Source organism: Rhodococcus aerolatus (genome assembly GCF_054783215.1).
Window position 1 is genome coordinate 155,194 of the sequence record NZ_BAAGQZ010000004.1, and the last position, 25,702, is coordinate 180,895.

The 25,702-nt window shown below is 76.3% G+C and carries 25 protein-coding genes; 15 read left to right on the plus strand and 10 right to left on the minus strand.

Annotation, left to right across the window (positions count from 1 at the left end; genetic code table 11):
* Window positions 1-37: 37 nt before the first annotated feature.
* Together ACYVOF_RS02375 and ACYVOF_RS02380 are read left to right on the plus strand one after the other, a co-directional pair.
* Window positions 38-1,366, plus strand: a complete 1,329-nt coding sequence (locus ACYVOF_RS02375; RefSeq protein ID WP_460863905.1) for a glycosyltransferase family 2 protein — start codon at window positions 38-40, stop codon at window positions 1,364-1,366.
* Between the two features lie 105 nt (window positions 1,367-1,471).
* On the plus strand, window positions 1,472-3,346 hold the full coding sequence (locus tag ACYVOF_RS02380) for an outer membrane protein assembly factor BamB family protein (RefSeq protein WP_460863906.1): 1,875 nt from the start codon (window positions 1,472-1,474) through the stop codon (window positions 3,344-3,346).
* 27 nt (window positions 3,347-3,373) lie between these two features.
* On the opposite strand, the gene ACYVOF_RS02385 is transcribed toward ACYVOF_RS02380, so the two are convergent.
* The gene (locus ACYVOF_RS02385; protein WP_460863907.1) at window positions 3,374-3,613 is read right to left on the minus strand and encodes a hypothetical protein; all 240 of its coding nucleotides are present in this window, start codon (window positions 3,611-3,613) and stop codon (window positions 3,374-3,376) included.
* Window positions 3,614-3,659: 46 nt separating this feature from the next.
* On the opposite strand from ACYVOF_RS02385, the gene soxR reads away from it, so the two are divergent.
* Complete coding sequence (soxR, locus tag ACYVOF_RS02390; RefSeq protein WP_460863908.1) at window positions 3,660-4,115, plus strand: redox-sensitive transcriptional activator SoxR; 456 nt, start codon at window positions 3,660-3,662, stop codon at window positions 4,113-4,115.
* A gap of 12 nt (window positions 4,116-4,127) precedes the next feature.
* Here the strand turns inward: soxR and ACYVOF_RS02395 are convergent, their stop codons facing one another.
* From ACYVOF_RS02395 to ACYVOF_RS02405, 3 genes are all read right to left on the minus strand, one after another.
* On the minus strand, window positions 4,128-5,066 hold the full coding sequence (locus ACYVOF_RS02395) for a DUF389 domain-containing protein (protein WP_460863909.1): 939 nt from the start codon (window positions 5,064-5,066) through the stop codon (window positions 4,128-4,130).
* A 62-nt stretch (window positions 5,067-5,128) separates the two neighbouring features.
* Window positions 5,129-6,298 (minus strand): alkaline phosphatase family protein, encoded by a 1,170-nt coding sequence (locus ACYVOF_RS02400; RefSeq protein ID WP_460863910.1) that lies wholly within the window; start codon window positions 6,296-6,298, stop codon window positions 5,129-5,131.
* 29 nt (window positions 6,299-6,327) lie between these two features.
* Complete coding sequence (locus ACYVOF_RS02405; RefSeq protein WP_460863911.1) at window positions 6,328-7,209, minus strand: SDR family oxidoreductase; 882 nt, start codon at window positions 7,207-7,209, stop codon at window positions 6,328-6,330.
* Between the two features lie 109 nt (window positions 7,210-7,318).
* On the opposite strand from ACYVOF_RS02405, the gene ACYVOF_RS02410 reads away from it, so the two are divergent.
* The 7 genes from ACYVOF_RS02410 (at window position 7,319) to ACYVOF_RS02440 (ending at window position 14,046) form a co-directional block, all read left to right on the plus strand.
* Window positions 7,319-7,897 (plus strand): TetR/AcrR family transcriptional regulator, encoded by a 579-nt coding sequence (locus ACYVOF_RS02410; protein ID WP_460863912.1) that lies wholly within the window; start codon window positions 7,319-7,321, stop codon window positions 7,895-7,897.
* Between the two features lie 173 nt (window positions 7,898-8,070).
* Window positions 8,071-8,313, plus strand: coding sequence for a hypothetical protein (locus ACYVOF_RS02415; protein WP_460863913.1), 243 nt, complete (start codon window positions 8,071-8,073; stop codon window positions 8,311-8,313).
* A 42-nt stretch (window positions 8,314-8,355) separates the two neighbouring features.
* Window positions 8,356-8,739 carry a hypothetical protein gene (locus ACYVOF_RS02420; RefSeq protein ID WP_460863914.1) on the plus strand — a complete coding sequence of 128 codons (384 nt, stop codon included), beginning with the start codon at window positions 8,356-8,358 and terminating at the stop codon, window positions 8,737-8,739.
* 167 nt (window positions 8,740-8,906) lie between these two features.
* Window positions 8,907-11,075 (plus strand): malate synthase G, encoded by a 2,169-nt coding sequence (locus ACYVOF_RS02425; RefSeq protein WP_460863915.1) that lies wholly within the window; start codon window positions 8,907-8,909, stop codon window positions 11,073-11,075.
* Window positions 11,072-11,503, plus strand: coding sequence for a GlcG/HbpS family heme-binding protein (locus tag ACYVOF_RS02430; RefSeq protein ID WP_460863916.1), 432 nt, complete (start codon window positions 11,072-11,074; stop codon window positions 11,501-11,503). The genes ACYVOF_RS02425 and ACYVOF_RS02430 overlap by 4 nt, the downstream gene beginning before the upstream one ends.
* A gap of 68 nt (window positions 11,504-11,571) precedes the next feature.
* Window positions 11,572-12,399, plus strand: a complete 828-nt coding sequence (locus tag ACYVOF_RS02435) for an adenylate/guanylate cyclase domain-containing protein (protein WP_460863917.1) — start codon at window positions 11,572-11,574, stop codon at window positions 12,397-12,399.
* A gap of 90 nt (window positions 12,400-12,489) precedes the next feature.
* Window positions 12,490-14,046 carry an MFS transporter gene (locus ACYVOF_RS02440; protein WP_460863918.1) on the plus strand — a complete coding sequence of 519 codons (1,557 nt, stop codon included), beginning with the start codon at window positions 12,490-12,492 and terminating at the stop codon, window positions 14,044-14,046.
* Window positions 14,047-14,055: 9 nt separating this feature from the next.
* On the opposite strand, the gene ACYVOF_RS02445 is transcribed toward ACYVOF_RS02440, so the two are convergent.
* Window positions 14,056-14,361, minus strand: coding sequence for a helix-turn-helix domain-containing protein (locus ACYVOF_RS02445; RefSeq protein WP_460863919.1), 306 nt, complete (start codon window positions 14,359-14,361; stop codon window positions 14,056-14,058).
* 320 nt (window positions 14,362-14,681) lie between these two features.
* Between ACYVOF_RS02445 and ACYVOF_RS02450 the strand changes: the two genes are divergently transcribed.
* The 4 genes from ACYVOF_RS02450 (at window position 14,682) to ACYVOF_RS02465 (ending at window position 17,782) form a co-directional block, all read left to right on the plus strand.
* Entirely contained in the window at window positions 14,682-15,521 is an 840-nt protein-coding gene (locus ACYVOF_RS02450) for an ANTAR domain-containing protein (protein ID WP_460863920.1), read from the plus strand.
* The gene (locus ACYVOF_RS02455; protein WP_460863921.1) at window positions 15,518-16,243 is read left to right on the plus strand and encodes a GAF and ANTAR domain-containing protein; all 726 of its coding nucleotides are present in this window, start codon (window positions 15,518-15,520) and stop codon (window positions 16,241-16,243) included. The genes ACYVOF_RS02450 and ACYVOF_RS02455 overlap by 4 nt, the downstream gene beginning before the upstream one ends.
* A gap of 43 nt (window positions 16,244-16,286) precedes the next feature.
* Window positions 16,287-17,150: an LLM class F420-dependent oxidoreductase gene (locus ACYVOF_RS02460; RefSeq protein WP_460863922.1), complete on the plus strand. Its 864-nt coding sequence runs from the start codon at window positions 16,287-16,289 to the stop codon at window positions 17,148-17,150.
* Window positions 17,151-17,239: 89 nt separating this feature from the next.
* A complete protein-coding gene (locus ACYVOF_RS02465; protein WP_460864093.1) occupies window positions 17,240-17,782 on the plus strand; it encodes a sugar O-acetyltransferase in 543 nt (180 codons plus the stop codon).
* 9 nt (window positions 17,783-17,791) lie between these two features.
* On the opposite strand, the gene ACYVOF_RS02470 is transcribed toward ACYVOF_RS02465, so the two are convergent.
* The 4 genes from ACYVOF_RS02470 to ACYVOF_RS02485 form a co-directional block, all read right to left on the minus strand.
* Window positions 17,792-18,472, minus strand: coding sequence for a hypothetical protein (locus ACYVOF_RS02470; RefSeq protein ID WP_460863923.1), 681 nt, complete (start codon window positions 18,470-18,472; stop codon window positions 17,792-17,794).
* A gap of 4 nt (window positions 18,473-18,476) precedes the next feature.
* Window positions 18,477-19,247 carry a dienelactone hydrolase family protein gene (locus ACYVOF_RS02475; protein ID WP_460863924.1) on the minus strand — a complete coding sequence of 257 codons (771 nt, stop codon included), beginning with the start codon at window positions 19,245-19,247 and terminating at the stop codon, window positions 18,477-18,479.
* Between the two features lie 131 nt (window positions 19,248-19,378).
* Entirely contained in the window at window positions 19,379-20,320 is a 942-nt protein-coding gene (locus ACYVOF_RS02480; protein WP_460863925.1) for an oxygenase MpaB family protein, read from the minus strand.
* A gap of 60 nt (window positions 20,321-20,380) precedes the next feature.
* Window positions 20,381-21,667: a L,D-transpeptidase gene (locus tag ACYVOF_RS02485; RefSeq protein ID WP_460863926.1), complete on the minus strand. Its 1,287-nt coding sequence runs from the start codon at window positions 21,665-21,667 to the stop codon at window positions 20,381-20,383.
* 121 nt (window positions 21,668-21,788) lie between these two features.
* On the opposite strand from ACYVOF_RS02485, the gene ACYVOF_RS02490 reads away from it, so the two are divergent.
* Entirely contained in the window at window positions 21,789-23,021 is a 1,233-nt protein-coding gene (locus tag ACYVOF_RS02490; RefSeq protein ID WP_460863927.1) for a MalY/PatB family protein, read from the plus strand.
* A 69-nt stretch (window positions 23,022-23,090) separates the two neighbouring features.
* On the opposite strand, the gene ACYVOF_RS02495 is transcribed toward ACYVOF_RS02490, so the two are convergent.
* Window positions 23,091-25,598, minus strand: a complete 2,508-nt coding sequence (locus tag ACYVOF_RS02495) for a hypothetical protein (RefSeq protein WP_460863928.1) — start codon at window positions 25,596-25,598, stop codon at window positions 23,091-23,093.
* Window positions 25,599-25,702 lie beyond the last annotated feature (104 nt).

A 25,702-nucleotide genomic window follows, 5' to 3' on the forward strand; every position in this document is an offset into this window, starting at 1 on the left:
CCCGCCGAACGGGCGGCCGGGCCCTACGGTGGCGGCCGTGACGGCGCCGGTGCGGGGCAACGCGTGGGACGCCCTCGACGGGCTCGTCCCCGCCGCGCCGCCGACCGTGTCGGTCGTCGTCCCCTGGTACCGCGACCAGGCCCGCCTCGACCTGGTGCTCACCGGGCTGGCCCTGCAGTCCCACCCCGCCACCCGGCTGCAGGTGGTGGTGGCCGACGACGGGTCCCCGCACCCGCCGGACACCGGGGCGCTGGGCCGCGACGCGGTGGTGGTGCGCCAGGACGACCGCGGCTTCCGCGCCGGGGCCGCCCGCACGCTCGGGGCCGCCGCCGCCGACGGGGACGTGCTCTGCTTCCTCGACGCCGACACCGTGCCCGAGCCCGGCTACGTCACCGCCCTGGCGCGGCTGCCCGCGCTGTGCCCGGACGCCGTGGTCGTGGGCCGCCGTCGCCACGCCGACCTCGCCGGGTGGACGCCGGACCGGCTGCGGGGCTGGCTGACGGCCGGTGCGCCGGCGCCCGCAGAGCTGGCGGAGCCCGGGTGGCTGCGCGACGGCCTCGCCCACGGCCTGCTCGACGCCGACGACCGCGCCTACCGCTACGTCATCTCCGCGGTGCTGGGCTGCCCGGCGGCGCTGTTCGCCGAGCTGGGCGGCTTCGACCCGTCGTTCGTCGGCTACGGCGGGGAGGACTGGGAGTGGGCGCACCGGGCCTGGCACGCCGGGGCGGTGCTGGCCCACGTGCCCGGGGCGGTGGCCTGGCACGACGGCCCCGACTGGGCGGGCCGCAGCGACGACCCGCTGCGCGCCCGGCGGGACAAGAACGCCGAGACCCTCGCCCTGGCGCGCCTCGTCCCGCACCCGGCGTCGCGCGGCACCGGCCAGGTCCACCGCGTGCCGGACCTGGTGGTCACCGTGGACGTGCCCGCCGACCGGACCACCGCCGGGCTGCTGGCGGTGCGCTCGGTGCTGGCCGGGGGCACCGACGCCCGGGTGTGGCTGCGCGGCGGTGGTGCGCCGGCGCTGGCAGAGCTGTGGCCGGACGACCCGCGCGTGCAGGCCGGCGAGCCCCCGCCCGACGCCCTGGCCCGCGCCCGCCACCGGCTCCACCTCACCGGCCCGGTGGTGCTGCGCGCCGGCGCGCTGGCCGCGCTGCGGGCCCGGCTGGACGACGTGGGGCGGGTGCGCGCCGGGGCGCTGACCCTGACCACCTCGCGGGCGCTCGGCCGGGCGCACCGGCACCCCGGTGCCGCCGGCGACGTGGTGGCCGAGCTGTTCGGCGCCGTCGAGCTCGACCCGGCCGAGGCCGGGGTGCTGCCGGTCGACCCGGAGCCCGACCTCGACGCGGTCTTCGGCGGCTGGGCCTGAGGGCCACCGGCCCCCTTGTGAGCCGTGCACGCTGAGCGCATGCTTCGCCTCACAGCGTGACGAGGCCCGCACCGCAGCGGCCCGTCCGATCCGTGGGGGGTCCCCGTGCTGCGTCGTCCGTCCCGTCTGCTCGCCCTCGCGACCGTGGTGGTCGCCGGGCTCCTCGCCCCCGGCACCGCCCTGGCCGCCGGGGGTCCCGACTGGTCCCAGTTCGGCCACGACGCCGCCCACTCCGGCGTCGGGCCCGACGTGTCCGCGATCGGCCCAAGCAACGTCGCGAGCCTGCAGCGCTCGTTCGCGGTCACCCTGCCCGACACCGCGGACGCCCCACCGGTGAGCCGCTCCGGGGTCAGCACCCCCTCGGGGGTGAAGGACCTGCTGTTCCTCAACACCCTCGACGGCTACGTCCTGGCCCGGGACGCCGCGACCGGGGCCGCGGTGTGGCAGCAGCACGTCAGCGCGGGCGGCTGCCGCATCAACAACGGCAGCCAGCCCTGCTACACCACCTCGGCCCCCGCGGTGGACCCCAGCGGTGCGTTCGTCTACGCCTACGGCCTCGACGGCAAGGTCCACAAGTACGCCACCGGGACCGGCGCGGAGACCACGACGGGCGGCTGGCCGCAGGTCGCCACCCTCAAGCCCTACGACGAGAAGGGCTCGTCGGACCTGACCATCGCCACCTCGGGCGGGCAGACCTACCTCTACGTGGCCAACGGGGGCTACCCGGGCGACCGGGGTGACTACCAGGGCCACGTGACGACGATCAACCTCGGCACCGGCACGCAGAAGGTGTTCAACACCGTCTGCAGCAACCAGACCGTGCACTTCACCGCGCCCGGGCAGGGCCCCGACTGCTCCGAGGTGCAGTCGGCCGTGTGGTCGCGGGCCGGCGTGGTCCACGACCCGGCCACCGGCCTGGTGTACCTGGTCACCGGCAACGCCACCTTCGACCCGGCCCGGCACCACTACGGCGACACCGTCATCGCGATCAACCCCGACGGCAGCGGGGCCGGCGCGGGGAACGACCCGGTCGACAGCTACACCCCGTCCAACTACGTGCAGCTCGACCAGCTCGACCAGGACCTCGGCAGCTCCAGCCCGGCCGTGGTCAGCCCGCCCGCGGGCAGCCCGGTGGCGAACCTCGGGGTGCAGGCGGGCAAGGACGGCGTGCTGCGCCTGCTGGACCTCGCCAGGCTGGGCGGCACCCGCGCTGCCGGCACCGTCGGCGGCGAGCTGCAGACGGTGGCCTTCCCGCAGGGCGGCCCGGTGGCGCTCACCCAGCCCACCGCATGGCGCGACGGTGCGGGCCGGTCCTGGGTGTTCGTGGCCAACGGCCGCGGCCTCGCCGCGCTCGAGGTGGTGCTGCAGAACGGGCAGCCGCGCCTCGTCAGCCGCTGGACGTCCACGACCGGGGGCACCACCCCCGTCGTCGCCGGCGGCGTCCTCTACTACGAGACGGGCTCCGGTCTGCGCGCGCTCGACCCCACCACGGGCACCCAGCTCTGGACGGACGGGGTCAGCACCGGGGTGCACTGGCAGAGCCCGATCGTCACCGCCGACGCGGTGTACTACCCGACCGACGACGGGAAGCTGTACGGCTACCGGCTGCCCACCGGTGAGCCCGTGGCGAGCACGGTCACGGTCTCCACCACGCCGAACACGGCCGTGGGGGTCGCGGCCGTGGGGCTGTTCGCCGACGTCACGCCCGGGTCCGCCACGGGCAGCGTCGGGTTCCGCGTGGACGGCGCCGCGGTGCCCGGCTGCGAGGCCCGGCCCGTCGTCGGCGGCCGCGCCAGCTGCGCCACGACCTTCGCCACGGCCGGGGCGCACACCGTGACCGCGGCGTACTCCGGGGACGCCACGACCGGGCCGTCCAGCGGCACCGCCACGGTCGACGTGGCGCCCGGCGCGTCGTTCCCGCAGCTGCTGCTCGGGTTCCTCCTCGCCTTCGCCCGTGCGGTGCACGTCTTCGGCTTCTGACCCGCCGGGGGTCACGACCGCGTCCGTTCAGCCGAGCTGGCGCACGGCCCGACACCGGGCGCGGGCCGACACCCGCAGCCGGCCGCGCCCGGCACGGGCGCGGCGGGCGGCCGCCACCTCGCGCTGGTGCGCGGCGTCGGCGAGCGCGGTGCGGACGCGCTCGCGGGCGTGCTCCTCGGCCAGGGCGTGGGTCATCGGGTCCTCCGGGTGGTCGGTGCTGCGGGTCAGCCGCGGGGTCCGCCCCGACGGCTGGGCAGAGCCGACCACCTGAAGCACACTTGAGGTCAAGGCCCGGGTGCGGCAGGCTCGCAGCGTGTCCGAGCCGACCCTGCTGCCCATCGGGGACGTGGCCGCGCGCTCCGGGCTGACGGTGGCGACCGTGCGCTACTACGAGTCGCTGGGTCTGATCGGCTCCACGCGCACGACGGGCAACCAGCGCCGCTACCCCCGCCACGTGCTGCGGCGGCTCGCGTTCGTCGCCGCCGCCCGGCACGTCGGGCTCACCCTGGCCCAGGTGGCCGACGCGCTGGCCACGCTACCCACCGACGCCGCCCCCACCCGGCGGGACTGGACGCGGCTCAGCGCGCCGTGGCGCCGGCTGGTCGACGAGCGGATCGCCGAGCTGGAGCGGCTGCGCGGCTCGCTGGACGGGTGCATCGGCTGCGGGTGCCTGTCGCTGCGCCGGTGCGCGCTGTTCAACCCCGGTGACGAGGCCGCAGCCGAGGGGCCCGGCTCGCGCTGGCTGCGCGACGCCCGCTCGGGCGGCTGACGGGGCCCCGCGTCAGCCCTTGGCCAGCGCGCGGTGGGTGGCCGGGCCCCGGGCCCGCTGGCGCAGCGCGAGCACGACCGTGGCCGCCACGACGATGCCGACGAGGTTGACCAGCAGCTGCAGCGCGGACTGGGAGGCCACGCCCCACTGGCCCAGGGTCGCGGCGACCACGGCGAACCCGGCCGCGGGCACGGTCGTGACGGAGATGAACACCCCGACCAGCACCGCCGAGCGGTCGCTGACCAGCGAGAGCATGCCCGCAGCCCCGGCCAGCAGCGCGACGACCAGGGAGAACGGCCCCACCTGGTAGATGAAGTCGACCTGGGTGATGGTGCCCAGCGTGGCCTCGGTGACCAGGCCCAGGGACTCGCTGGCGAAGGAGCCCAGCGCGCACACCAGCATCGCCACCGGGAACCCCACCAGCACGGTGCCCGCGGCCCGGCGCACCAGGTCGAAGCGGCGCGCCACCAGCCCCACGGCGACGGCGGCGAGGGGGCCGAACTCCGGGCCGACGACCATCGCGCCGACCACGGTCACCGGGGAATCGGTGACGACGCCGACGGCGGCCAGCAGCAGCGCGAGGCACAGGAACGCGACGAAGGTGGCGGTGAGGCGCGACTCGTCGCCGCTGTGGGCCATCAGCTCCTCCCACACCACGGCGTCGGTGGGGTCGCCGGGGGCGTCGGCCTGCGCCTGGTCGGCGAGCCGGGAGATGGTGGTGTCGACGCGCTCGACGGTGATGCCGCCGTCGACGTCCACCCCGTGCTCGCACAGCTTGGCCAGCAGGTCGTCGAGCGCCTCGCGGGCCACGTCGGCGCCGATGACGTCACCCTCGGGCTTGACCGCCGCGCCGGGGGCGCGGGTGAGGTGGGCGACGCCGGGGTCCTCGCGGAGCATCTCGAGCACGGCGTCGCTGCACCGCGTCGGGCAGACGACCCTCACGTGCATCACGGGCCGGAGGGTAGCGGGGATCACACCCGCGCCGGGCCCGATCCCGCAGGTGGGGACCCGGCTCAGCCGTCGTGCCGCAGCAGCGGCACCCACAGCTCGTCATCGGCCAGCGCCCCGTGCTGCCCGGCCAGCCGCGACATCCCCGGCTCGACCCGGGACTGCACCAGCGCGGTGGACCCGGTGGCGACGGCGACGACGTCCCCGGTGCGCGCCGCCGCGGCCTCGGTGACGACGGGGCCCAGCAGCCCGGCGCCGACCACGTCGTCGCGGGTGCCCACCCAGGCGCGCCCGGCCAGCAGCTCCCGCCACGTCGCGAGGACGTCCGCCTCGGCGCCCGGCCGGGCGTGGACGTGGCGCGCCCGCGGCTCCCCGGCCACGGCCACCACCCCGGCGCGCAGCGCGTCGGCCGTGCCGTCGTGCGCGTCGAGGTCGACCTTGGCCTCCCCGGGCACCGCGACCATCCCGTGGTCGGCGGTGACGAGCAGGGTCGTCCCGGCGGGCAGCCGCTCGGCGAGCCGCTGCGCCACCCGGTCGACCACCCGCAGCTGCTCGCACCACGCGTCGGTGCCGGGGCCGCGGACGTGGCCGACGAGGTCGAGCTCGGAGAGGTAGCAGTAGACGAGGCTGCGGTCGCCGGAGGTGACGGCCTCGGCGACGCGGGAGACCATGTCCCCGGCCGAGATCGAGCTCGCGTCGGCCGGTCCGCGCAGCACCGCCCGGGTCAGCCCGGACCCCACGAACGACGACGACGCGGCGCTGGCGACCGCCACCCCGTCCGCCGCCGCGCGCTCGAACGCCGTCGCGCGGGGCTGCACCACCTCGGGCACCAGCGTCGGGCGCAGGTCGTCGCGGCGGCTGACCGGGCGCCACCGCAGCCAGTTGACGGCCGAACCGACCTCGGCGACGTAGGAGGTGTAGCCGGTGATGCCGTGCGCGCCCGCGGCGGTGCCCGTGCCCAGCGAGGCCAGGCTCGCCGCCGTGGTCGTCGGGAAGCCGGCGGCCAGCGCGGGGCCGCGCAGCGACGACAGGAACGGTGCGGCGTCGGCGTGGCGGCGCAGCAGCCGCTCACCCATCCCGTCGACGAGCAGGACGACGACGCGCCGCAGGTCCGTCAGGCCCAGCCCGGCGCGCTCCCCGGGCACCCCCAGCCCGGCGAGGACCGCGGGCAGGACGTCGGCCAGGCCCGCGGCACCGTCGGGCAGGCTCGGCGCGGACGGGGGCGGGGCCGGCATCGGACCACTGTCGCACCCCGCCGCCCGCCTCAGGCCGCGAGGCTCTCCAGGTCGGCCAGCAGCCCCGGGTGGGTGGGCCGCCACCCCAGGGCCTCGCGGGTGCGGGCGCTGGAGGCCGGCTGGTCCATCGCGAAGATCGGGGCGAAGGGGCCGAACGTGTCGTCGGGGACGGACGCCACGGGCAGGCCGAGGCGCCGGCCGATGACGGCGGCGATGTCGCGCACCGCGTCCCCCTCGTCGGCGACGGCGTGCCACGCCGTGCCCCCGGGGGCGCTCTCGAGGGCGAGCCGGACCAGGGCCGCGGCGTCGCGGGCGTGCACGGCCGGCCAGCGCTGGGTGCCGTCGCCCGGGTAGCCGGCGGTCCCGGTGCGCCGGGCAGCGTCGGTGAGCAGCCCGGCGAACCCGCCCCGGCCGTCCTCGTGCACCGTCCGCGGCATACGGACCGCGCTGGCCCGCACCCCCTGCGGGGCGAGGTCGAGCAGGGCGGTGACGGAGCGGGCCCGTCCCGCGACCGGGCCGTCGGTGGGCAGCGGGTCGTCCTCCGTCGCCACCCGGCCCGCCACCCACGGCGTCCCCGAGACCGTCACGACGGGCCGGTCGGTGCCGAGGAGGGTCTCGCCCAGCGTGGCCAGCGCGGCCGACTCCTCGGCGATGCTGCGGGCCAGCCCGTCGGCGGTGGCGTCGGCGTGCCCGAAGGCGAGGGAGACGACGCCGTCCGCCCGGGACGCGCCCTCGCGCAGGACGGCGAGGTCGGTGAGCCCGCCGGGGAGCACGTCGGCCCCCGTGTCGCGCAGGGCCCGGGCCGAGCGGTCGGAGCGGGCGAGGGCCAGGACGGTGTGGCCGTGGTCGAGCAGCTCGGTGACGACGGGGCGGCCGATGGTGCCGGTTCCCCCGGTGACGAAGACGTGCACGGGACTCTCCTGCGGTGGTGGGTGCGGTGGTGGGCCGCGGGTGATGGGACTGTTGTCCCGTCACCGTAGCAGAGTGATGGGACAAAGGTCCCGTCGTTAGGGTGCAGGCATGGGTCGGTGGCAGCCGGGGGCGCGGGAGCGGCTCGTCGTCGCGGCCGTGGACCTCTACGCCGAGCAGGGCTACGACGCGACCACCGTCGCCCAGATCGCCGAGCGCGCCGGCGTCACCAAGAGCACCTTCTTCCGGCACTTCCCCGACAAGCGCGAGCTGCTCGTGGCGGGGCAGGAGACGCTGAGCCGGCTGCTCGCCGAGGGCATCCGGGACGCCGACGCGGCGGCCACCCCGCTCGAGGCGGTCGCGTCCGGGCTGGAGCGCGCCGCCACCGCGATGGGCCCGGAGAACCGCGAGCTCGGCCCGCGGCTCAAGGCCGCCATCGGCGCCAGCGCGGAGCTGCAGGAGCGCGACGCGCTGAAGAACATCGGGATGGCCGCGGCGATGACCGACGCCCTCGCGGCCCGGGGGGTGCCCGACGCGACCGCGCACCTGGCGGCCGAGCTGGGCGTGCTGGCGTTCAAGCGCGGGTTCGCGGCGTGGTCCGACGCCGGGGCGCAGGCGGGAGACGAGCTGGCCCCGCTGGCCGTGGCCGCGCTCGCGGAGCTCCGGGCGGCCAGCGCCGCGCTGGGCTGAGCGGCGCCCCTCGTTCCCGGCCCGCGGCGGCGCCCGCGGTGCCATGCTCGGCCGGTGGGGTCCTGGCTGCGTCCGACGTCCGCGGCGGGACGCCTGCGCCCACTCCGCCGCGCCCCGACCGACCACAGCGCCCCGCAGCACGATCGGGTGGGCGCCGGCGTCCCGAGGGCGAGGTGACGGCCCCGACGCCCGGCCCCGGGGCGCAGCCGTCGGCGTGGTCCTGGCTGCGGACGGTCTCCGCGCTGACGGCCGTGCGCCGCGGCCTGCTGCTCGTCGCGATCGGCGTGGTGGGGTGGCTGCTCGGCGTCGGCACACCCTGGCCCGTCGTCGTGGCCGGGCTGCTGCTCGCCGGCGGTGGTGTGGTGGTCGACCGCTGGCGCCGCCGGGACGAGCGCGACGGACGCACGTACCTCTGAGCCCCGCCCCCACCGGTGCGACCGGGGTGCGACGATCGGCCGGTGCGCGGCGCGGTGGTCGGACTGGTGCTCGGTGTCCTCGCGGCGCTCGTGGTCGTCGTGGGCGCGCGGACCGTGGTGGGGGGCACCCGGCTGGCCGAGCAGCGGACGTTCTCGGTGTGCCTCGCGCCGACGGGCTCCGGCGTCTGCGTCGAGCGGTGGGAACGGCCCGAGCTGCTGGTCGTCCCCGGGCTGAAGCAGGTGCGGGTGCTCGCCGTGCAGGGCGGCGTGCCCGTCGGTGGGCGGTACCTCGCGGTGGACGACCCCTTCGGTACCGCCGACGCGACCGCCGAGCTCGGCCCGGCCGGGGACGTGGTGGTCCGCACCGCGGACGGCCGGCTCGGGCTGACCTTCAGCGCGGCCTCGGTCGCGAGCCTGCTCAGCTAGACCCGTCGGCCGGACGGGTCGGCGGCGCGGTCGTGCGCCCGTCCCCGTGATCACCCGTGGCGCCCCCGGCCGGCGGGTGTGACAGTTGACACCACACCGGGGGAAGCACGAGAATTCCACTATCAGTATTTTTTATTTCACGATGTGAAACAGCACGGAGGAGTGGCATGGGCAAGCGTGTCGAGGTCGGCGGGCTCAGCGTCGCCGAGGAGCTGCACCGGTTCGTCGAGCAGGAGGCCCTGCCGGGCACCGGCATCGAGCCGGGCGCCTTCTGGGACGGCCTGGCCTCGATCATCGCGGACCTCGGCCCCCGCAACGCCGCGCTGCTGGCCCGCCGCGAGGAGATCCAGGCCGCCCTGGACGACTGGCACCGGACCAACCCCGGCACGCCGGACGCCGAGAAGTACACCGACGTCCTGCGCGAGCTGGGCTACCTGCTCGACGAGCCCGCCGACGTCGCCGTGACCACTTCTGGCGTCGACCCCGAGGTCGCCGAGATCGCCGGCCCGCAGCTCGTCGTCCCGCTGCTCAACGCCCGTTTCGCCACCAACGCCGTCAACGCCCGCTGGGGCTCGCTCTACGACGCGCTCTACGGCACCGACGTCGTGCCCACCGACGGGGACCTGGCCCCCGGGGACAGCTACAACCGCACCCGCGGCGACGAGGTCATCCGCCGCGGCCGCGCCTTCCTCGACGAGCACTTCCCGCTGGCGTCCGGCTCGCACGCCGACGCGACCGCGTACGCCGTGGACGACGAGGGCGTGGCCGTCACCGTCGACGGCGCGACGGTCCGGCTCGCCGACCCCGCGCAGCTCGTCGGCTTCCGCGGCGACCGCGAGCACCCCGAGGGCGTCCTGCTGGTCCACCACCACCTGCACGTCGAGATCCAGGTCGACGCCGAGGACCCGATCGGCTCCACCGACCGCGCCGGGGTCAAGGACCTGCTCCTCGAGTCGGCCGTGTCGACGATCATGGACCTCGAGGACTCCGTCGCCGCCGTGGACGCCGAGGACAAGGTGCTCGGCTACCGCAACTGGAAGCACCTCATGGACGGCACCCTCGCCGAGGAGGTCACCAAGGGCGGGAAGACCTTCACCCGGTCGATGAACCCCGACCGCACCTACACGACGGTGTCCGGCGAGGAGGTCACCCGCAAGGGCCGCTCGCTGCTGTTCATCCGCCAGGTCGGTCACCTCATGACCACCGACGCGGTGCTCGACCCCTCCGGCGCCGAGGTGCCCGAGGGCGTGCTCGACGCCGTCATGACCGCACTGGGGAGCGTGCCGGGCCTGCGCGGGGAGTCGACGCTGACCAACTCCACCCAGGGCTCGATGTACGTGGTCAAGCCCAAGATGCACGGCCCCGAGGAGGTCGCCCTCGCCGTCGACCTGTTCGGCCGCGTCGAGGAGCTCCTGGGCCTGCCCCGGCTGACCATCAAGGTCGGCATCATGGACGAGGAGCGGCGCACCACGCTCAACCTCAAGGCCTGCATCGCCGAGGCCCGCGAGCGCCTCGCCTTCATCAACACCGGCTTCCTCGACCGCACCGGCGACGAGATCCACACCTCGATGCAGGCCGGGCCCGTCGTCCGCAAGAACGACATGAAGTCCGAGACCTGGATCGGCGCCTACGAGGACCTCAACGTCGACATCGGCCTGGAGTGCGGGCTGCTCGGCCGCGCCCAGATCGGCAAGGGCATGTGGGCCGCGCCGGACAGCATGGCCGCCATGCTCGAGGCCAAGGTGGGCCACCCGAGGGCGGGCGCGAGCTGCGCCTGGGTGCCCTCGCCCACCGCCGCCACGGTCCACGCGCTGCACTACCACCAGGTCGACGTGCGGGCCCGGCAGGAGGAGCTCGCCGCCGGGGGGCGTCGCCGCGACCGCGGGGACCTGCTGCGGGTGCCGCTCGGCGCCCCGGCCGACTGGTCCGACGACGACCGGCAGGACGAGATCCAGAACAACCTGCAGAGCCTGCTGGGCTACGTGGTGCGTTGGGTCGACGCCGGCATCGGCTGCTCCAAGGTCCCCGACATCACCGGCGAGAAGCTCATGGAGGACCGCGCCACCTGCCGCATCTCCGCCCAGCACGTGGCCAACTGGATGCACCACGGCGTCGTCACCGCCGACCAGGTCGAGGAGACGCTGCGCCGCATGGCCGCCGTGGTCGACGAGCAGAACGGCGGCGACGCGGGCTACACGCCCATGGCCCCGGCCTTCGACGGGCAGGCCTTCCAGGCCGCGCACGACCTCGTCTTCGAGGGCCTCACCCAGCCGTCGGGCTACACCGAGCCGATCCTGCACCGCCGCAGGGCCGAGAAGAAGGAGACCGCCGCGTGAGCACCCTCGACCTCGAGACCGCCCGCACCGTCATCGCCGCCACCCGGCAGAGCGGGCGCGAGCAGGGCCTCAAGCCGCTGACCGTCGTCGTGCTCGACCCGGGCGGCCACGTCGTCGCCCTGGAGCGGGAGGACGGGGCGTCGATCGGCCGGGTCGCGATCGCCACCGGCAAGGCGCACGGCGCGCTCTCGCTCGGCATGGGCTCGCGCTCGATCATGGCCCGCGCCGAGCAGCAGGCGTACTTCGTCTCCGCCGTCACCGCGGCCGTGGGCGGCTCGCTGGTGCCCGTGCCCGGGGGCGTGCTGGTCCGCGACGCCGAGGGTGCGCTGCTCGGGGCCGTCGGGGTCACCGGGGACACCTCCGACCACGACGAGGCCGCCGCCGTGGCCGGCATCGAGGCCGCCGGCCTCACCGCGCAGGTCGACTAGCGCACCGACCCGGGCCCGCACCACCGGGCCGGCGGGCGACCGTCACCGGCCCCGTTACGGTTCCCCCGGTGAGCCTGGAGCAGAACCACCCCGAGCGCCGCGTGGACAGGGTCCGCGCGGCGCTCGGCCGTGCCCGGCGGCGGGCGCGCGAGGCCGACCTCGACGACCGCTGGGTCGCCGCGGCCCGCCGGCTGCGTCGCGCCCTGCCCGGGGACCCCGAGTTCGGCGACCCGCTGTCGATGGCGGGCCGCGACAGCGCGGGCGTCGTGGCCCGGGTGGCCGACCGGCTCTACGGCGACGAGCAGCGCGCCTCCCGCGAGGCCGGCCTGGCCGCGCTGCAGGTGTGGCAGACCGCGTCGCGGCGGCTGCGCCGCGACGGGGCCGGCGACGAGGTCACGATCCTCTTCACCGACCTCGTCGAGTTCTCCGCCTGGGCCGCCCGCGCCGGCGATGAGGCCGCGCTGCGGCTGCTCCGCGAGGTCGCCACCGCGTGGGAGACGCCCGTGCGCGAGCACCGCGGCACCGTGGTCAAGCGGCTCGGTGACGGGCTCATGGCGGTGCTGCCCGCCCCGTCGCTGGGGGTCGCGGCCGTCACCGACGCGTGGGCCGCGCTCGCCGCGATCGAGGTCGAGGGCTACCGCCCGCTGGCCCGCGCCGGGCTGCACCTGGGCCGGCCGCGGACCCTCGGCGGGGACTACCTGGGGGTCGACGTCAACGTCGCCGCCCGGCTCTGCCAGGAGGCCGGGGACGGCGAGCTGCTGGTCTCCGCGGCCGCGCTGGACCGCCTCGACCTCGACACCACCGACGCCGCGGCGGACCACCGCTTCGACTGGCGCGCGGTCAAGGGCGTGCCCGAGGGCCTGACCGCCTACACCGTGCGCGTGGCCGGCTCCTGACCGTGCCCACCACGCCTGACCTCGCCCGTTTCGTGAGGTAACGGAACCCTCGTGCTGCCGGGCGACCCCCCGTGCCGGACGATGTCGGTCGTGAGCACCACGTCGGACCCCCGGACCAGCAACGACGACCGCACCCCGGGAGGTGGGGCCGAGGACCACGCCGAGGGGCAGAACCCGATGCGCTGGCGGGCGCTCGTCGTCTGCCTCGGCGCGATCTTCATGGCCCTGCTCGACGTCAGCATCGTCAACGTCGCCCTGCCCTCGATGCAGGAGGGCCTGGGGGCATCCGCGTCGGACCTGCAGTGGGTGCTCTCCGGCTACGCCGTCACCTTCGGCCTGGTGCTCGTCCCCGCCGGCCGGCTGGGTGACGCGTACTCGCGGCGGACGATGTTCCTCATCGGGATCACCGGGTTCGTCGCCGCCAGCGTCGCGTGCGGGCTCGCCTGGTCACCGCTGGCGATCATCGTGTTCCGGCTGCTGCAGGGCGTGTTCGCCGGGTTCCTCACCCCGCAGGTCACCGGGATCATCCAGGAGCTGTTCCGCGGCGCGGAGCGGGGCCAGGCGTTCGGCTACTTCGGCGCCGTCGCCGGGGTGTCCACCGCCGTCGGCCCGCTGCTGGGCGGCGGCCTCATCGCCGCGTTCGGCACCGACCTCGGCTGGCGGGCGGTGTTCTTCGTCAACCTGCCCATCGGCCTGGTCGCCATCCCGTTCGCCGCGAAGCTGCTCACCCAGGCCGGGGTGACCAGCAACCGCGGGTCCGGGGCGCGCCCCCAGCTCGACCCGGTGGGCTCGGTGCTGCTCGGCATCGGCGTGGTCTCGCTGCTGCTGCCGCTGGTGGAGCAGCGCGAGTGGTCCGGCTCGGTGCGCTACCCGCTCTACGTCGTCGCCGTCGTCTTCCTCGTGCTGTTCGTGCTCTGGGAGCGCCGCGTGGTCTCGCGGGGTGACGCGCCGGTGGTCGACCTGCGGCTGTTCTCGCTGCGCAGCTTCAGCTTCGGCTCGCTCACCGGCCTGCTCTACTTCGGGGCCTTCACCTCGATCTTCTTCGTCCTCACCGTCTACCTGCAGGCCGGCCAGGGCTACGCGGCGTGGCAGGCCGGGCTGACCGTGACGGCCTTCGCGGCCGCGACCATCCCCGGCTCCCGGCTCTCCGGCAAGCTCGGGCCGAAGCACCCCATCGGCCTGGTGGCGACCGGGGCGCTGCTGTTCTCCCTGGGCCTCGCGCTGGCCATCGTCGCCGTGCGCATCGAGTCCGGGCCCATGGTCGGCTGGTGGATGGCCCTGCCGCTGGCGATCGCCGGCTTCGGCAACGGCCTGGTGCTGCCGGCCAACCAGACCCGCGCGGTCTCCGAGGTGCCGGTGGCCGAGGGCGGCTCGGCCGGGGCCGTCTACCAGGTCTTCCAGCGCACCGGCACGGCGCTCGGCATCGCCGTCGTCGGCTCGGTGTTCTACGGCCAGCTGGCCAGCACCCGGGGCGACTTCGCCCGGTCGTTCGAGTACGGCGTGGCGCTCTCGGCCGGCTTCGGCGTGCTCACCGCGCTGCTCGCGGGCGCCGAGGCGTGGCAGGACAGCCGCACCGGGGCGCACGCGGGCACGCCCGAGACCCACCCGGGCCGCCACGAGCAGCCGACCGGGCGCCACGAGGCCTGACGCGGGGAGTCAGGCGGCGCGCACGAGCCCCTCGTGGGGCCGCGGGGCGGCGAGGGGCGACGGGGCGGGGGCCGCCACCACCGCGGGCACGGGTCGCAGCTGCACCAGCACGCCGCCGAGCAGGTCGGCCAGCTCGAGGTCGAGCGCGCGGCACACCGCGGCCAGCACCTCCGAGGACGGCTCCTTGACCCCCCGCTCCACCTCCGAGAGGTAGCCCATCGAGACGCCGGCGTCGTCGGCCACGCTGCGCAGGCTGCGGGCCTGCGCCCGTCGCTCGGCGCGCAGGGTCCGGCCGGTCAGCTCTCGCAGCAGCACCGCCCCAGTCTGCACCCGCGCCGCCCGTCCCGCGCCGGGGACGCAGCGGGTGGCCCACCGGGGCCCGCGCGGGTGGCATGATCACGCTGTGCCGCCCCGTGGGGGCCGCACACCGTCGTCGCGCACCAGGACCTCGTCCGCCACGGCTCGATCCGCGAGCCCCTGGAGATCCCCGTGCCCCGACCGCACCCGCGCGCACCCCGCGCCGTCGTCGTCGTGCGCACCCGGGCCCACCACGCTCCCGAGCACGTCCGGCTCGACGCAGCGACGACGGAGGCACGGTGGCCGACCCCTCCCCGGGGCCCGACACCCCACGCGGCGTGCGGGACCTCTTCCACGACGCGCTGGCCGGCGTCGGCCCGCCCACCCCGCAGCTGCTGTGCGACGCGTGCCTCACCACGCTGGGCGTCGACCGGGCCGCGATCGTCATCGTCACCGCCCCTGCCGCCGGCCCTGACGCCGGTCCTGACTCCGGACCTGCCACCGGCGCCGGCGCCTCGGTCGCCGCGACGACCGACGACGTGGTCGCCAGGGTCGAGGAGCAGCAGGTGACCGCGGGGGTGGGCCCGGCGGTGGAGGCCCACGAGCGCGGCGGGCCGGTGCTCGTGGCCGACCTGGCCCGGGACGTGCCCGCGCGCTGGCCGGCGCTCTCCGCCGCGGCCGAGCTCGGCGGCAGCCTGTGCTCGCTGCCGCTGCAGCTCGGCGCCATCCGGCTGGGCGTGCTCGACCTCTACCGCGACTCCCGGGAGCCGCTCGACCGGCTCGCGTTCGCCGACGCCGTCGAGGCCGCGGAGATGGTCACCACGACGCTGCTGCTCGCCACGGCCGAGCACGTCGACGGCGTGCCGCAGGACCCCGCCCGGGCGGTGTGGCCGCACGGAGTGGACGACGACCACGAGGTCCACCAGGCCACCGGGGTGGTGCTGGTCCAGCTGGACTGCTCCGCCGCGCAGGCCTACGTGCGGCTGCGCGCCCGGGCCTACGCCGAGGGCCGCCCGCTCGGCGACCTCGCCCGCGACGTCGTCGCCCACCGCGTCCGCTTCCGCCCCGACACCCCGCCCGACCCGACCCCGCCCGACCCGACCCCGCCCGACCCGACCCCGCCCGACCCGACCCCGCCCGACCAGACCCCGCCTGCCCCGACCCCGGAGACGACATGACCAGCCCCCGCGAGCCGCAGCTGCTGGCGGCCTTCGTCCGCGCCGCGGACACCCTCGTCGACGACTACGACGTGGCGGAGCTGCTCCAGCAGCTGCTCGAGGACTGCGTCGACCTGCTCGGCGTCACCGCCGCGGGGCTGCTGCTGGTCGACCAGCGCGGCGGGGCCAGCATCGTGGCGACCACCTCGGCCGCGGCCCACGACCTCGAGCGGGTGCAGGTGGCCGCGGGCCGCGGGCCGTCGCTCGACGCCATCGCCACCGGCCGGGCGGTCGCGGTGCCCGACGTGGCGGCGTCCGCGTCGAGCTGGCCCGAGCTCGCCGCCCGGGCCGCCGCCGACGGGGTCCGCGCGGTGCACGCCCTGCCCCTGCGGCTGCGCGACCAGGTGATCGGCGGGCTGACCCTGCTGCAGCAGGCGGAGCAGCCGGTGCGGCCCGGCGACCTCGCCGTGGCGCAGGCGCTGGCCGACGTCGCCACCATCGGGGTGCTGCACCACCGGGTGGCCGTGCGCCACGAGACGCTGGGCGAGCAGCTGCAGACCGCCCTGCGCAGCCGGGTCGTCATCGAGCAGGCCAAGGGGGTGCTGGCCGAGCGGCGCGGCACGGGGACGGAGGAGGCGTTCGAGGTGCTCCGCGGCCGGGCGCGCCACTCGCGCCGCCGGCTCCTCGACGTCGCCCGGGAGGTCGTCGACGGCGGGGGCGACGAGACCACCACGCGGGGCTGACCGGGGACGCCCGCGGGCCGACCCGCGGGGGCAGGATGGGCGCATGGACCTCGCGCTGCACGTCTCGGACTTCACCCCCTTCGGCGACGAGATCGCCTCCGGGCTCGCCGACACGGCCCGGGCCGCGGACGAGGCCGGGTTCCGCACCCTGACGCTGATGGACCACTGGTTCCAGATGGAGTCCCAGGCCCCGGCGAGCGACCCCATGCTCGACGGCTACACCGCGCTGGGGTTCCTGGCCGGGCAGACCGAGCGCATCGAGCTGGGCCTGCTCGTCACCGGGGTGACCTACCGCCACCCCGGGCTGCTGGCCAAGACGGTCGCCACCCTGGACGTGCTCTCGCGGGGGCGGGCGCTGCTCGGCATCGGGGCCGCCTGGTACGAGCGCGAGCACCTCGGCCTCGGCGTGCCCTTCCCCCCGGTGGCCGAGCGGTTCGCCCGGCTCGAGGAGACCCTACGCATCTGCCGGCAGATGTGGTCCGACGACGACGGCGCCTTCGACGGCGAGCACTACCAGCTGGCGGAGACGCTGTGCCGGCCCGCGCCGCGACAGGCCGGCGGTCCCCCCGTCCTCGTCGGCGGCATGGGCGAGCGCAAGACGCTGCGCCTCGTCGCCGAGCACGCCGACGCCTGCAACCTGTTCGACGCCGGCACCGACGTCGTCCGGCACAAGCTCGAGGTGCTCGACGGGCACTGCGCCGACGTGGGCCGCGACCCCGCGGAGATCCGGCGCACCGTCATCACCGGGGCCGACCCGCTGGCCGACCCGGCCGCGTTCCTGGCGCTCGCCCAGGGCTACGCCGAGCTCGGGGTGACCACCCTCTGGGTCGGCTCGGCGACGGCCGACCTGCCGGGCTGGGTCCGCCGCGTCGGCGACGAGGTGCTCGCCCCGCTCGCCCGTGTGTGATTACTGCAGCCAGGAGGCGAGGTTGCGTTCACAGCCCGCACGCCCGGTGGCCCGGTCCGCGCCGTCCCCGGGCCGGCGCCGTGGGTGAGATGAAGGAGCGGATGCTCGCCGGCCTCGAGTACCGGGCCGACGACCCCGAGCTGCACCACGACGGCCGCCGCGCCGCCGACCTGACCCGCCGCTTCAACGACGAGCCCGAGCCCGACGTGCGCAGCGCCCTGCTCGCCGAGCTGCTGGGCTCGGTCGGCGAGGGCACCACCGTGCGTCCCAGCCTGCGCTGCGACTACGGCTACAACGTCCACCTCGGCGCGCACACGTTCATCAACTGGGGCGTGGTGCTGCTCGACGTCGGCCGCATCACGGTCGGCGACCACGTGCAGGTCGGCCCGGGCGTGCAGCTGCTCACCGCCACCCACCCGCTCGACGCCGCCCGACGCCGGGACGGCTGGGAGGGCTCCGCCCCGGTCGCCGTGGGGGACGGCGCCTGGCTCGGCGGCGGCGTGGTCGTGCTGCCGGGGGTCAGCATCGGGGCCGACGCGGTGGTCGGGGCCGGGTCCGTCGTCACCCGGGACGTGCCCGCCGGCGTGCTCGTCGTGGGCAACCCCGCGCGGGTGGTCCGCGAACTGGCCTGACGTCCCGCGTCAGCCGGTGACGCCGCGGGCCCGGGCCACCGCGGCGCGCAGCGCGTCGGCCACCACCGCGGGGTCGACGTCGCGTCCCCGCGCGACGACGTAGACCCCGACCACGACGGGCCCGACGTCGGCCCAGGCCATCACCTGCGTGGCCCGGCGCGAGCGCTGGTCCCCCTGACCGCGCCGCGCGATGTCGAAGCGCAGCGCGAGCGTGGCGTCCGCGGCCACGTCCGGGGCGGGCAGCACCGCGCTGTCGACGGTCAGCGGGCCGTAGGCCGACGTCGGGCAGGCGGCCACGGCGCGGCCCAGCGCGGCGAGGTCCACCCCGGCGGGCCCCGCGCCCTGGACGAGGACGAGCTGCGTGGTGCGGTCGAGTGCGACGACCAGCGCCACCGGGTCGGGCTGGTCGAACCCGGTGGTGGTGTCGCAGCGGGGCGGCTCGGCCGGCGCCGACGGGCCGACGGGCACCTCGAAGCCGTCGAGCAGGCCTTGCCGCGCCGCGGGCCCGGTGGTGCGGACGAAGGTGTCGTCGGTGGTGACGAAGTAGCCGCGGGGCAGCGTGTCCCAGGTCAGCAGGGCGCGGGTGAAGTCCTCGCGCGTCGTCGGGGGCCCGGCCGGGGTGGGCGCGGCCCCGGAGCATGCCGCGGCCCCGGCGAGCACCACCGCGGCGAGGGCGGCCCGGCGGCGCACGGCCTCAGCCGGCCGGGAGGGTGCGGTGCAGCAGGCCCAGCAGGGCGTCCCAGTGCCGCGCCTCGGCGGCCGCGTCGTGCACCGCCATGTCGCTCATCGTGTACCCGTGCGCGGCACCCTCGTACACCTCGGCGGTGAAGCGCACCCCCGCCTCGGCCAGCGCGGACGAGAACCGGGCCACCTGCTCCGGCGGCATGGAGTGGTCGTGGTCGGCGTGCCCGGCGTAGACCTCGGCGCGGACCTGCGGCACCACCCGGTCGGGGCCGCTGCCGTCCTCGGGGGCGAGGTTGCCGCCGTGGAAGCTGGCCGCGGCCACCACGCGCCCGGGCAGCTGCGCGGCCGCCCGCAGCGCCAGCGCCCCGCCCATGCAGTACCCCGTGGTGCCGATCGGCCCGCCCCCGGTCTGCTCGTCGAGGAACGCGACGTAGGCGGCGGTGTCGCGCGCGGCGACCTCGGGCGTCAGCTCGGCCATCATCGGGCGCAGCTCGGTCATCACCGCGTCCCGGTCCTCGGACTGCAGCCGTGCCACCAGGTCCGGGATGACCGGGGCGCGGCCCGCGCGAAACACCAGGTTGGGGGCCAGCACGGTGTAGCCGTCGGCGGCGATGCGGTCGGCCATCTCCTCGATGCGCGGCCGCAGCCCGATGGCGTCCATGAAGAGCAGCACGCCGGGGTGGTGGCCGTCGCCGCCCGGCGCCACGAGGTAGGCGTCGGCCGCACCGTCGGGGGTGGGGACGTCGACGTGGCGGCGGGTCAGGGTGTCGTCAGCAGGCACGGGCCCGGACGGTACGCGCGGCGCGCACGCCCGGCCCGGCCACGACCGCGACCGCCGTGGTGATCATGGGCGCAGTGCTGCTCCCGGGCCCGGCGGGACGACCGCACGCCCATGATCATCGCCCCGGGGGGTCAGTCCTCGTCCAGCCAGGCGGGTGCGGGTCCGGTGCCGACCCGCCAGCGCGCGGCCCGCTCCGACGGGCTGGTGCTCGCGCCCAGCGCCAGCTGGAACACCCGCAGCTGCGCGCGCGTGACGCCGAGCCGGGCCCGCTCGCGCACACCGTGCCCGCCCCGCCCGCGCACGTCGGCCAGCGGTGCGATCGTCGGGGACACCAGCAGCGCCGCCCCGCCGGCGAGGCCGTCGTAGAACAGCCGCTCGGGAGGGCTGAGCCCGGGCGGTGCGGAGAGGAAGGCCCGCAGGTCGTCCGGCACGGGCTCGAGGACGTCGGCGTAGCCGGCGAGGGCCTCGGCCAGCTCGTCCTGGCTCTCCGGCAGGTCGGTGGCACCCAGCTCGCGGGCGCTGCGGGCCCACTCCCGGACGTAGTCGTCGGCCCAGCGCGGCCCGAAGCGGCCCATGTCCCGGCCCAGCGCGAGCTGCGCGGCCAGGAACGCATCGGTGAAGGCGAGGTGCACCCAGCGCAGCAGGTCCGGGTCGCCCGCGGCGTAGGTGCGGCCGTCGGGGTGGGTGCCCCTGACCTTGCGGTGCATGCCGCGCACCCGCGCGGACTCCCGCTCGGCCAGGCGCTCGGAGCCGAAGGTGCAGACGACGAGCCAGCGCGCGGTGCCGGCGAGGCGCGCCCAGGGGTCCTCCTGGTAGGTGGAGTGCTGCTGCACGCCGAGCACGGCCAGCGGGTGGGCGGCCTGCCCGGTCAGCGCGGCGACCCCGCCGACGAGGGTGGACAGGTCGCCGTGCACCCGCCAGACGACGCCATCGGGGTCGAACCACCCGGGGCCCTCGCCGACGCGGGCGATGTCGCGCACCCAGTCCGGCGCTCCGGTCGGGTCACCGGAGACCCGGGCCCGGAACGACTCGCGGGCACGCTGGGGCAGGCGCACCACCCCGCTCAGGACCACGGGCTCAGTGTGGACCCGGACCGGGGGGCGCGCCCTGTGGACCCGGGGTGCCGTGATCACTCACAGGGCGGAGCCGGCCAGCCACTCGGACCACGGGACGGACCAGTCGCCGTTCTGGTAGATCGACAGCGGCGCCCCGCCGGTGTTCTTCACCTGCACGACGTCGCCCGGCACCGAGAAGTTGAAGAACCACGACGCGTTGGACTCGTTGAGGTTCAGGCAGCCGTGGGAGGTGTCGGTGTTGCCCTGGTAGGGCACCGTCGAGTCCAGCTGGTGCAGGTACACCCCGTCGGTGGAGATGCGGGTGGCGTAGTTGATCGACTCCTTGTAGCCGAGCCGGGAGTTGACCGGCAGCCCGAAGGTCGACGAGTCCATGATCACCGGGTTGGCCTTGTCCAGCACCGTGTAGGTGCCGCGCTGGGTCCAGAACGAGATGGTCTGCCCGTTGATCACCTCGCTGCCGCCCATGCCCATCGAGGTCGGCATGGTGCGCACCAGGGCCCCGTTCTCGTAGACCTGGACCTGCTTGGTGTCGTCGTCGGCGATGGAGACGTGGGAGTCCCCGACGGTGAAGGACGCGCTGGTGTCCTCCTGGCCGTAGATGCCGCCGCCCACGGTCTTGGCGAACACGTCGGCCTTGGCCGTCACCGTGGTGCCCGGTGCGTAGTAGCTCTCCGGCCGCCAGTGCGCGTCCTGGTCGGAGACCCAGTTCCACGACCCGGTCACGGGCGGGTTCGTCGTCACCGAGAGCAGCTTCTGCGCGGCGGCCTTGTCGGGCACCGACTCGTCGAAGTGCGCGACGACGACCATGCCCACGCCGTAGGTGTTCCCGTCGCCGATCTCCCCGCCCCCGGTGGTGCGGAAGTAGACCTTGGTCTCGTTGCTGGGCTTGAGGGTGTCGAACGAGCTGGTGGTCGTGGTCTGCGTGCCGTCGACCCCGGTGCTGCGCGCCGTCACCGTGTAGGTGGTCGAGTACGCGAGCGGGCCGGTCGGCTTCCAGCTCAGCTTGTCCGGCGTCATCACCCCGGCCAGCGGGGTGCCGTCGTCGGTGGTGACGGCCACCGAGTCCAGCGTGCCGCCCGTGGCTGTCACCGAGACGGGGGCGAGCACGTCGACCTGCTGGGTGCCCTGCGCGGGGGTGACGGACACGGTCGCGGGCCGCGGCGCCGTCGTGGTGGGGGCGGCCGCCGCGGAGGTGCCGCCACCGCCGCTGCCCGACGGCGACGCGGTGGGGCTGCCGATGGTGCAGGCGGTCGCGAGCAGGCCGACCAGGACGGCGGTGACGACGGGGGCCGCCCGTCGGCGGGTGCCGACCTGGCGGGTCGTCCGGCGGCGGGGGAGGGTCACGACGGTCTCCGGGGGACTGGCAGGGCGCGCGCTCGGCGCAGGGGACCTCGCGCCCCCGGGGGACCACGGTACGTGCGCCCGGCCGGTGCGGCACCGACCACGCCTCTGGCACGGTGTCGGGATGCCGACCACCCCCTCGGGGCCGAGCCCGGCGGGCAACCCGCTGGAGGCCCTCACCCTGGCCGACCTGCGCCGACGGACCAGCGCCAAGTGGCGCGCGTTCCCGCCCGACGTGGTGCCGATGTGGGTCGCCGAGATGGACGTCGAGCTGGCCGAGCCGGTGGTGCGGGCGCTGACCGACGCGGCCGTCTCCGGCGACACCGGCTACTCCGCCGGGCACGCCTACCCCGAGGCGCTGGCCGCCTTCGCCGCGCAGCGGTGGGGGTGGGACGACCTGGCCGTCGCCCGCACCGCGCTCGTGGCCGACGTCATGGTCGGCGTGGCCGAGGCCCTGGCCCTGCTCACCGACCCGGGCGGCACGGTGGTGGTGACCAGCCCGGTCTACCCGCCGTTCTTCGCCTTCCCCGCCCACCACGGCCGCCGCGTGCTCGAGGCACCGCTGGGCGCGGAGGACCGCCTCGACCTCGACGCGCTGGGCGAGGCGTTCACCCGGGCCCGAGCCGACGGCGGACGGGTGGCGCTGCTGCTGTGCAACCCGCACAACCCCACCGGCACCGTGCACACCCGCGCCGAGCTCGCCGCGGTGGCCGCGCTGGCCCGGGAGCACGGCGTGCGGGTGGTGGCCGACGAGATCCACGCGCCGCTCGTGCTCGCCGGGGCCTCGTTCACCCCGTACCTCACGGTGGACGACGCCGGGATGGCCGTGCACTCGGCGTCCAAGGCGTGGAACCTCGCCGGGGCCAAGGCCGCCGTGCTCGTCGCCGGGCCGGGAGCGGCGGCCGACCTGGCGCGGCTGCCCGAGGTGGTGGCGCACGGGCCCAGCCACCTGGGCGTGCTGGCGCACACCGCGGCGTTCGCCGACGGGGGGCCGTGGCTCGACGCGCTGCTGGCCGGGCTCGACGCGCACCGCGCCCTGCTGGGCCGGCTGCTGGCCGAGCACCTGCCGGGGGTGGGGTACCGGGCCCCGGCGGCGACGTACCTGGCCTGGCTGGACTGCCGGGGCGTCGGGCTCGCCGGTGACGACGAGGGCGGCCCGGGTGACGTCACCTCCCGCAGCGGCCCGGCGGCGTGGTTCACCGAGCACGCCCGGGTGGCGCTGAGCTCGGGGGCCGCGTTCGGCTCCGGCGGGCACGGCCACGCCCGGCTGAACTACGCGACGCCCTCGGCGGTGCTCACCGACGCGGTGGCCGCGATGGGTGCGGCGCTGCGCGAGCACCCCCCGACGCGCGTGTAGCGGGCTTCCTGCGCCGAGCCCCGGTGGCGGGGGCGCAGGAAGCCCGCTACACGCGGGGTGGACGACGGGTCAGGGGGCGAGCGTCCAGATGCCCCGGCCGTGGGTGGCGGCCACGATCGCGCCGGTGGGGGCGATCGTCAGGTTGTTCGTCGAGGCGTTCGGCAGGCCGGAGCCGTAGCGCGACCACACCCCGGGCCGGGCGGCGTCGGCCGCGAACACCCCGACGTCGGTGCCCAGCACCAGCACCCCGCCCCGGACGACGAGCGCGTCACCGGGCGCGTCGGGCAGGTTGCCCGTCAGGTCGGACCAGTGGGCGCCGCCGTCGCGGGTCTCGAACACCACGCCCTGCCCGCCGCCGGGGATCCAGCGCCGGGAGTAGCCGTTGAACACGGCGTAGGCGTGCGCCCCGTCCGCCGGGTCGACCGTGACCCCGGCGATGTACCGGTTCGGCAGGCTGGACACGTCGAGCTGGTGCCAGGTGCCGCCGTAGTTGGTGGCGATGCCGCGGTTGAACGTCGGGCTCGGGTTGCCGCTGCCGCCCACCCAGGCCGTGTAGGTGGTCGACCCGGCCGAGGCGACGGCCGTGGCCGCGTTGCTGGCCCCGAGGTCGAACACGGGCTTCCAGTCGCACCGCGTCAGGTCGCACCGGGTGCCCCAGCCGGCCGTGGTGTCCCAGGCGTACCGCCCGCCCGCGACCCAGTGGTTCGGGTCTGTCGTGCTGGCGGCCATCGGGGCCTGGAACCGGGCGTTCGGGTCGCAGTCGGGGCGCGGGGTGGGCAGCGAGATGCCCTGCCCGACGCACGACGGGCTGATGGTGGTGAAGCTGTGCCCGCCGTCGGTGGTGCTGTACGCGGTGAGGTTGGTGTACTCACCCACCGCCCGGGTGGCGTCCGCCGGGTCGACGATGACGTCGAACCCGTCCCCGCCGGCCGGCTCGTAGGACTGGCCCTTGCCCGGCACCACCGCGGTGCCGTTGTCCTGCGCGCCGCCCCAGTAGGTCAGCTGCTTCTGCGGGGCGTTGGACACCGAGCCCGACGCACCGGCGCTCGCGTCGTAGAGCTGCAGCACGTGCAGGCTGGCGTTGAGGTCGTCCCAGCTGCCGTAGCCGGTGACGGTGACGGGCCGGGAGAAGACGCCACCGTCGTTGCCGATGACGACGCGGCCGTCGTCGGAGAGCAGCAGCGCGTGCTGGTCGGGGTGGGTGGTCTTGGGGCACGCCGTGCCGCAGGCCAGGCCGTAGTCCCAGTAGGGGCTGGCGGTGGTGAAGGTGGCGCCGCCGTCGGTGGTGGAGAAGACCTCCTCCAGGCTGACGTACACCCGGTCGGGGTTGGTCGCGTCCACCGCGAGGGCCTGGTTGTACCAGGCCTGCACGCCCACGTTGTACCCCGGCGAGATGTCGCGGCCCAGGGCCGAGCCCGACGCGCCGAGCTTGCTCGAGTCGGCCAGCAGCGTCCACGGTCCGGCGGCCGTGCCGCTGCGGGAGACGTAGAAGCCCTTGAGGTTCGAGGCGTTGCCGGCGGCGTCCACACCGGACTTGAGCTGGGCCGGTGACTCCATGAGCGCGTAGAGCCGGCCGTCGCCGCCGTAGGCCAGGGTGGTGCGGCCGACGTCGGTGCCGTCGAGCGCCCCGGTGGGGGTGCTGCGCGTCCAGGTGGCGCCGCCGTCGGTGCTGGCGAACACGCCGTTGTCGGGGCTGCCGTCGCGGTAGCCGTTGACGGCCACCAGGTACTGCCCGCCGGTGCCCGGCTTCACCGCGACGTCGGTGATGTGGTTGACGTACGGCGTCTGCACCGCCGTGGGGGCCAGCACCCGGGTCCACTGCCCGGAGCCGTCGGCCGCGGTGCGGTAAAGGCCCTGGCTGGTGGCGGCCAGGACGGTGGGGCCGTCGAACAGCAGCCGGTAGACCTGGTGGTCGACCAGCGCGGAGCCGCCCACGAGGACGGGTGCGCCCTGGGCCTTGCCCGCCCCGTTGGTGGCCAGCTTGTAGACCCCGGTGCCGAGGTAGGAGTCCTGGTTGGTGTTGGCCTCGCCGGTGCCGATCCACACCGAGTGGTCGGACGGACTCACGGCCAGCGCGCCGGTGGAGAGCGTGGCCGCGAAGTCGGTGAGCGGGGCCCACTTCCCGCCGCCGTCGTTGCTCGCCCACACCCCGCCGCCCGCGGTGCCGGCGTAGAGCTCGTGCCCGTCGCGGGCCAGGCCGGTGGTGCGCCCGCCCACGACGTCGAACCCGGCGCCGGCGTTGGACCACGTCGGGTCGGTGTAGCCGGCGGGCTCGGCCTGGTACGGCGCGGTGGTCTGCTCCTGCCAGGTGCCCGCGCGCAGCGGCAGCGCCGCGGCCTGGGCGCGCGCGCTCACCAGCGCGGCGGCCGAGACGGAGCCGGCGGGGGCGGTGCGGGCCTGGGAGTACTCCTCGGCGCGGTCGGCGATCTCCCCCGCGTCGTCGCCGCCCGCGCGGGCGGGGCCGCCGTCGTAGGCGGTGGCGTGGCCGGGCGGGCGCGGGCCCGGTCCGTGGCCGGGCTTCGCGGCCAGGGCGTTGCCCGACGTGGCCAGCACCAGCGCAGCGGCGACCACCGCCACCGGGGCCGCTGCCCGCAACCCCCGCATACCTCTCGAACCGGACCTTCGGCGCACGAGACCCCCTCTCGGAGCCCGGTTCTCGGGCCCACGACGACCACCCGGGT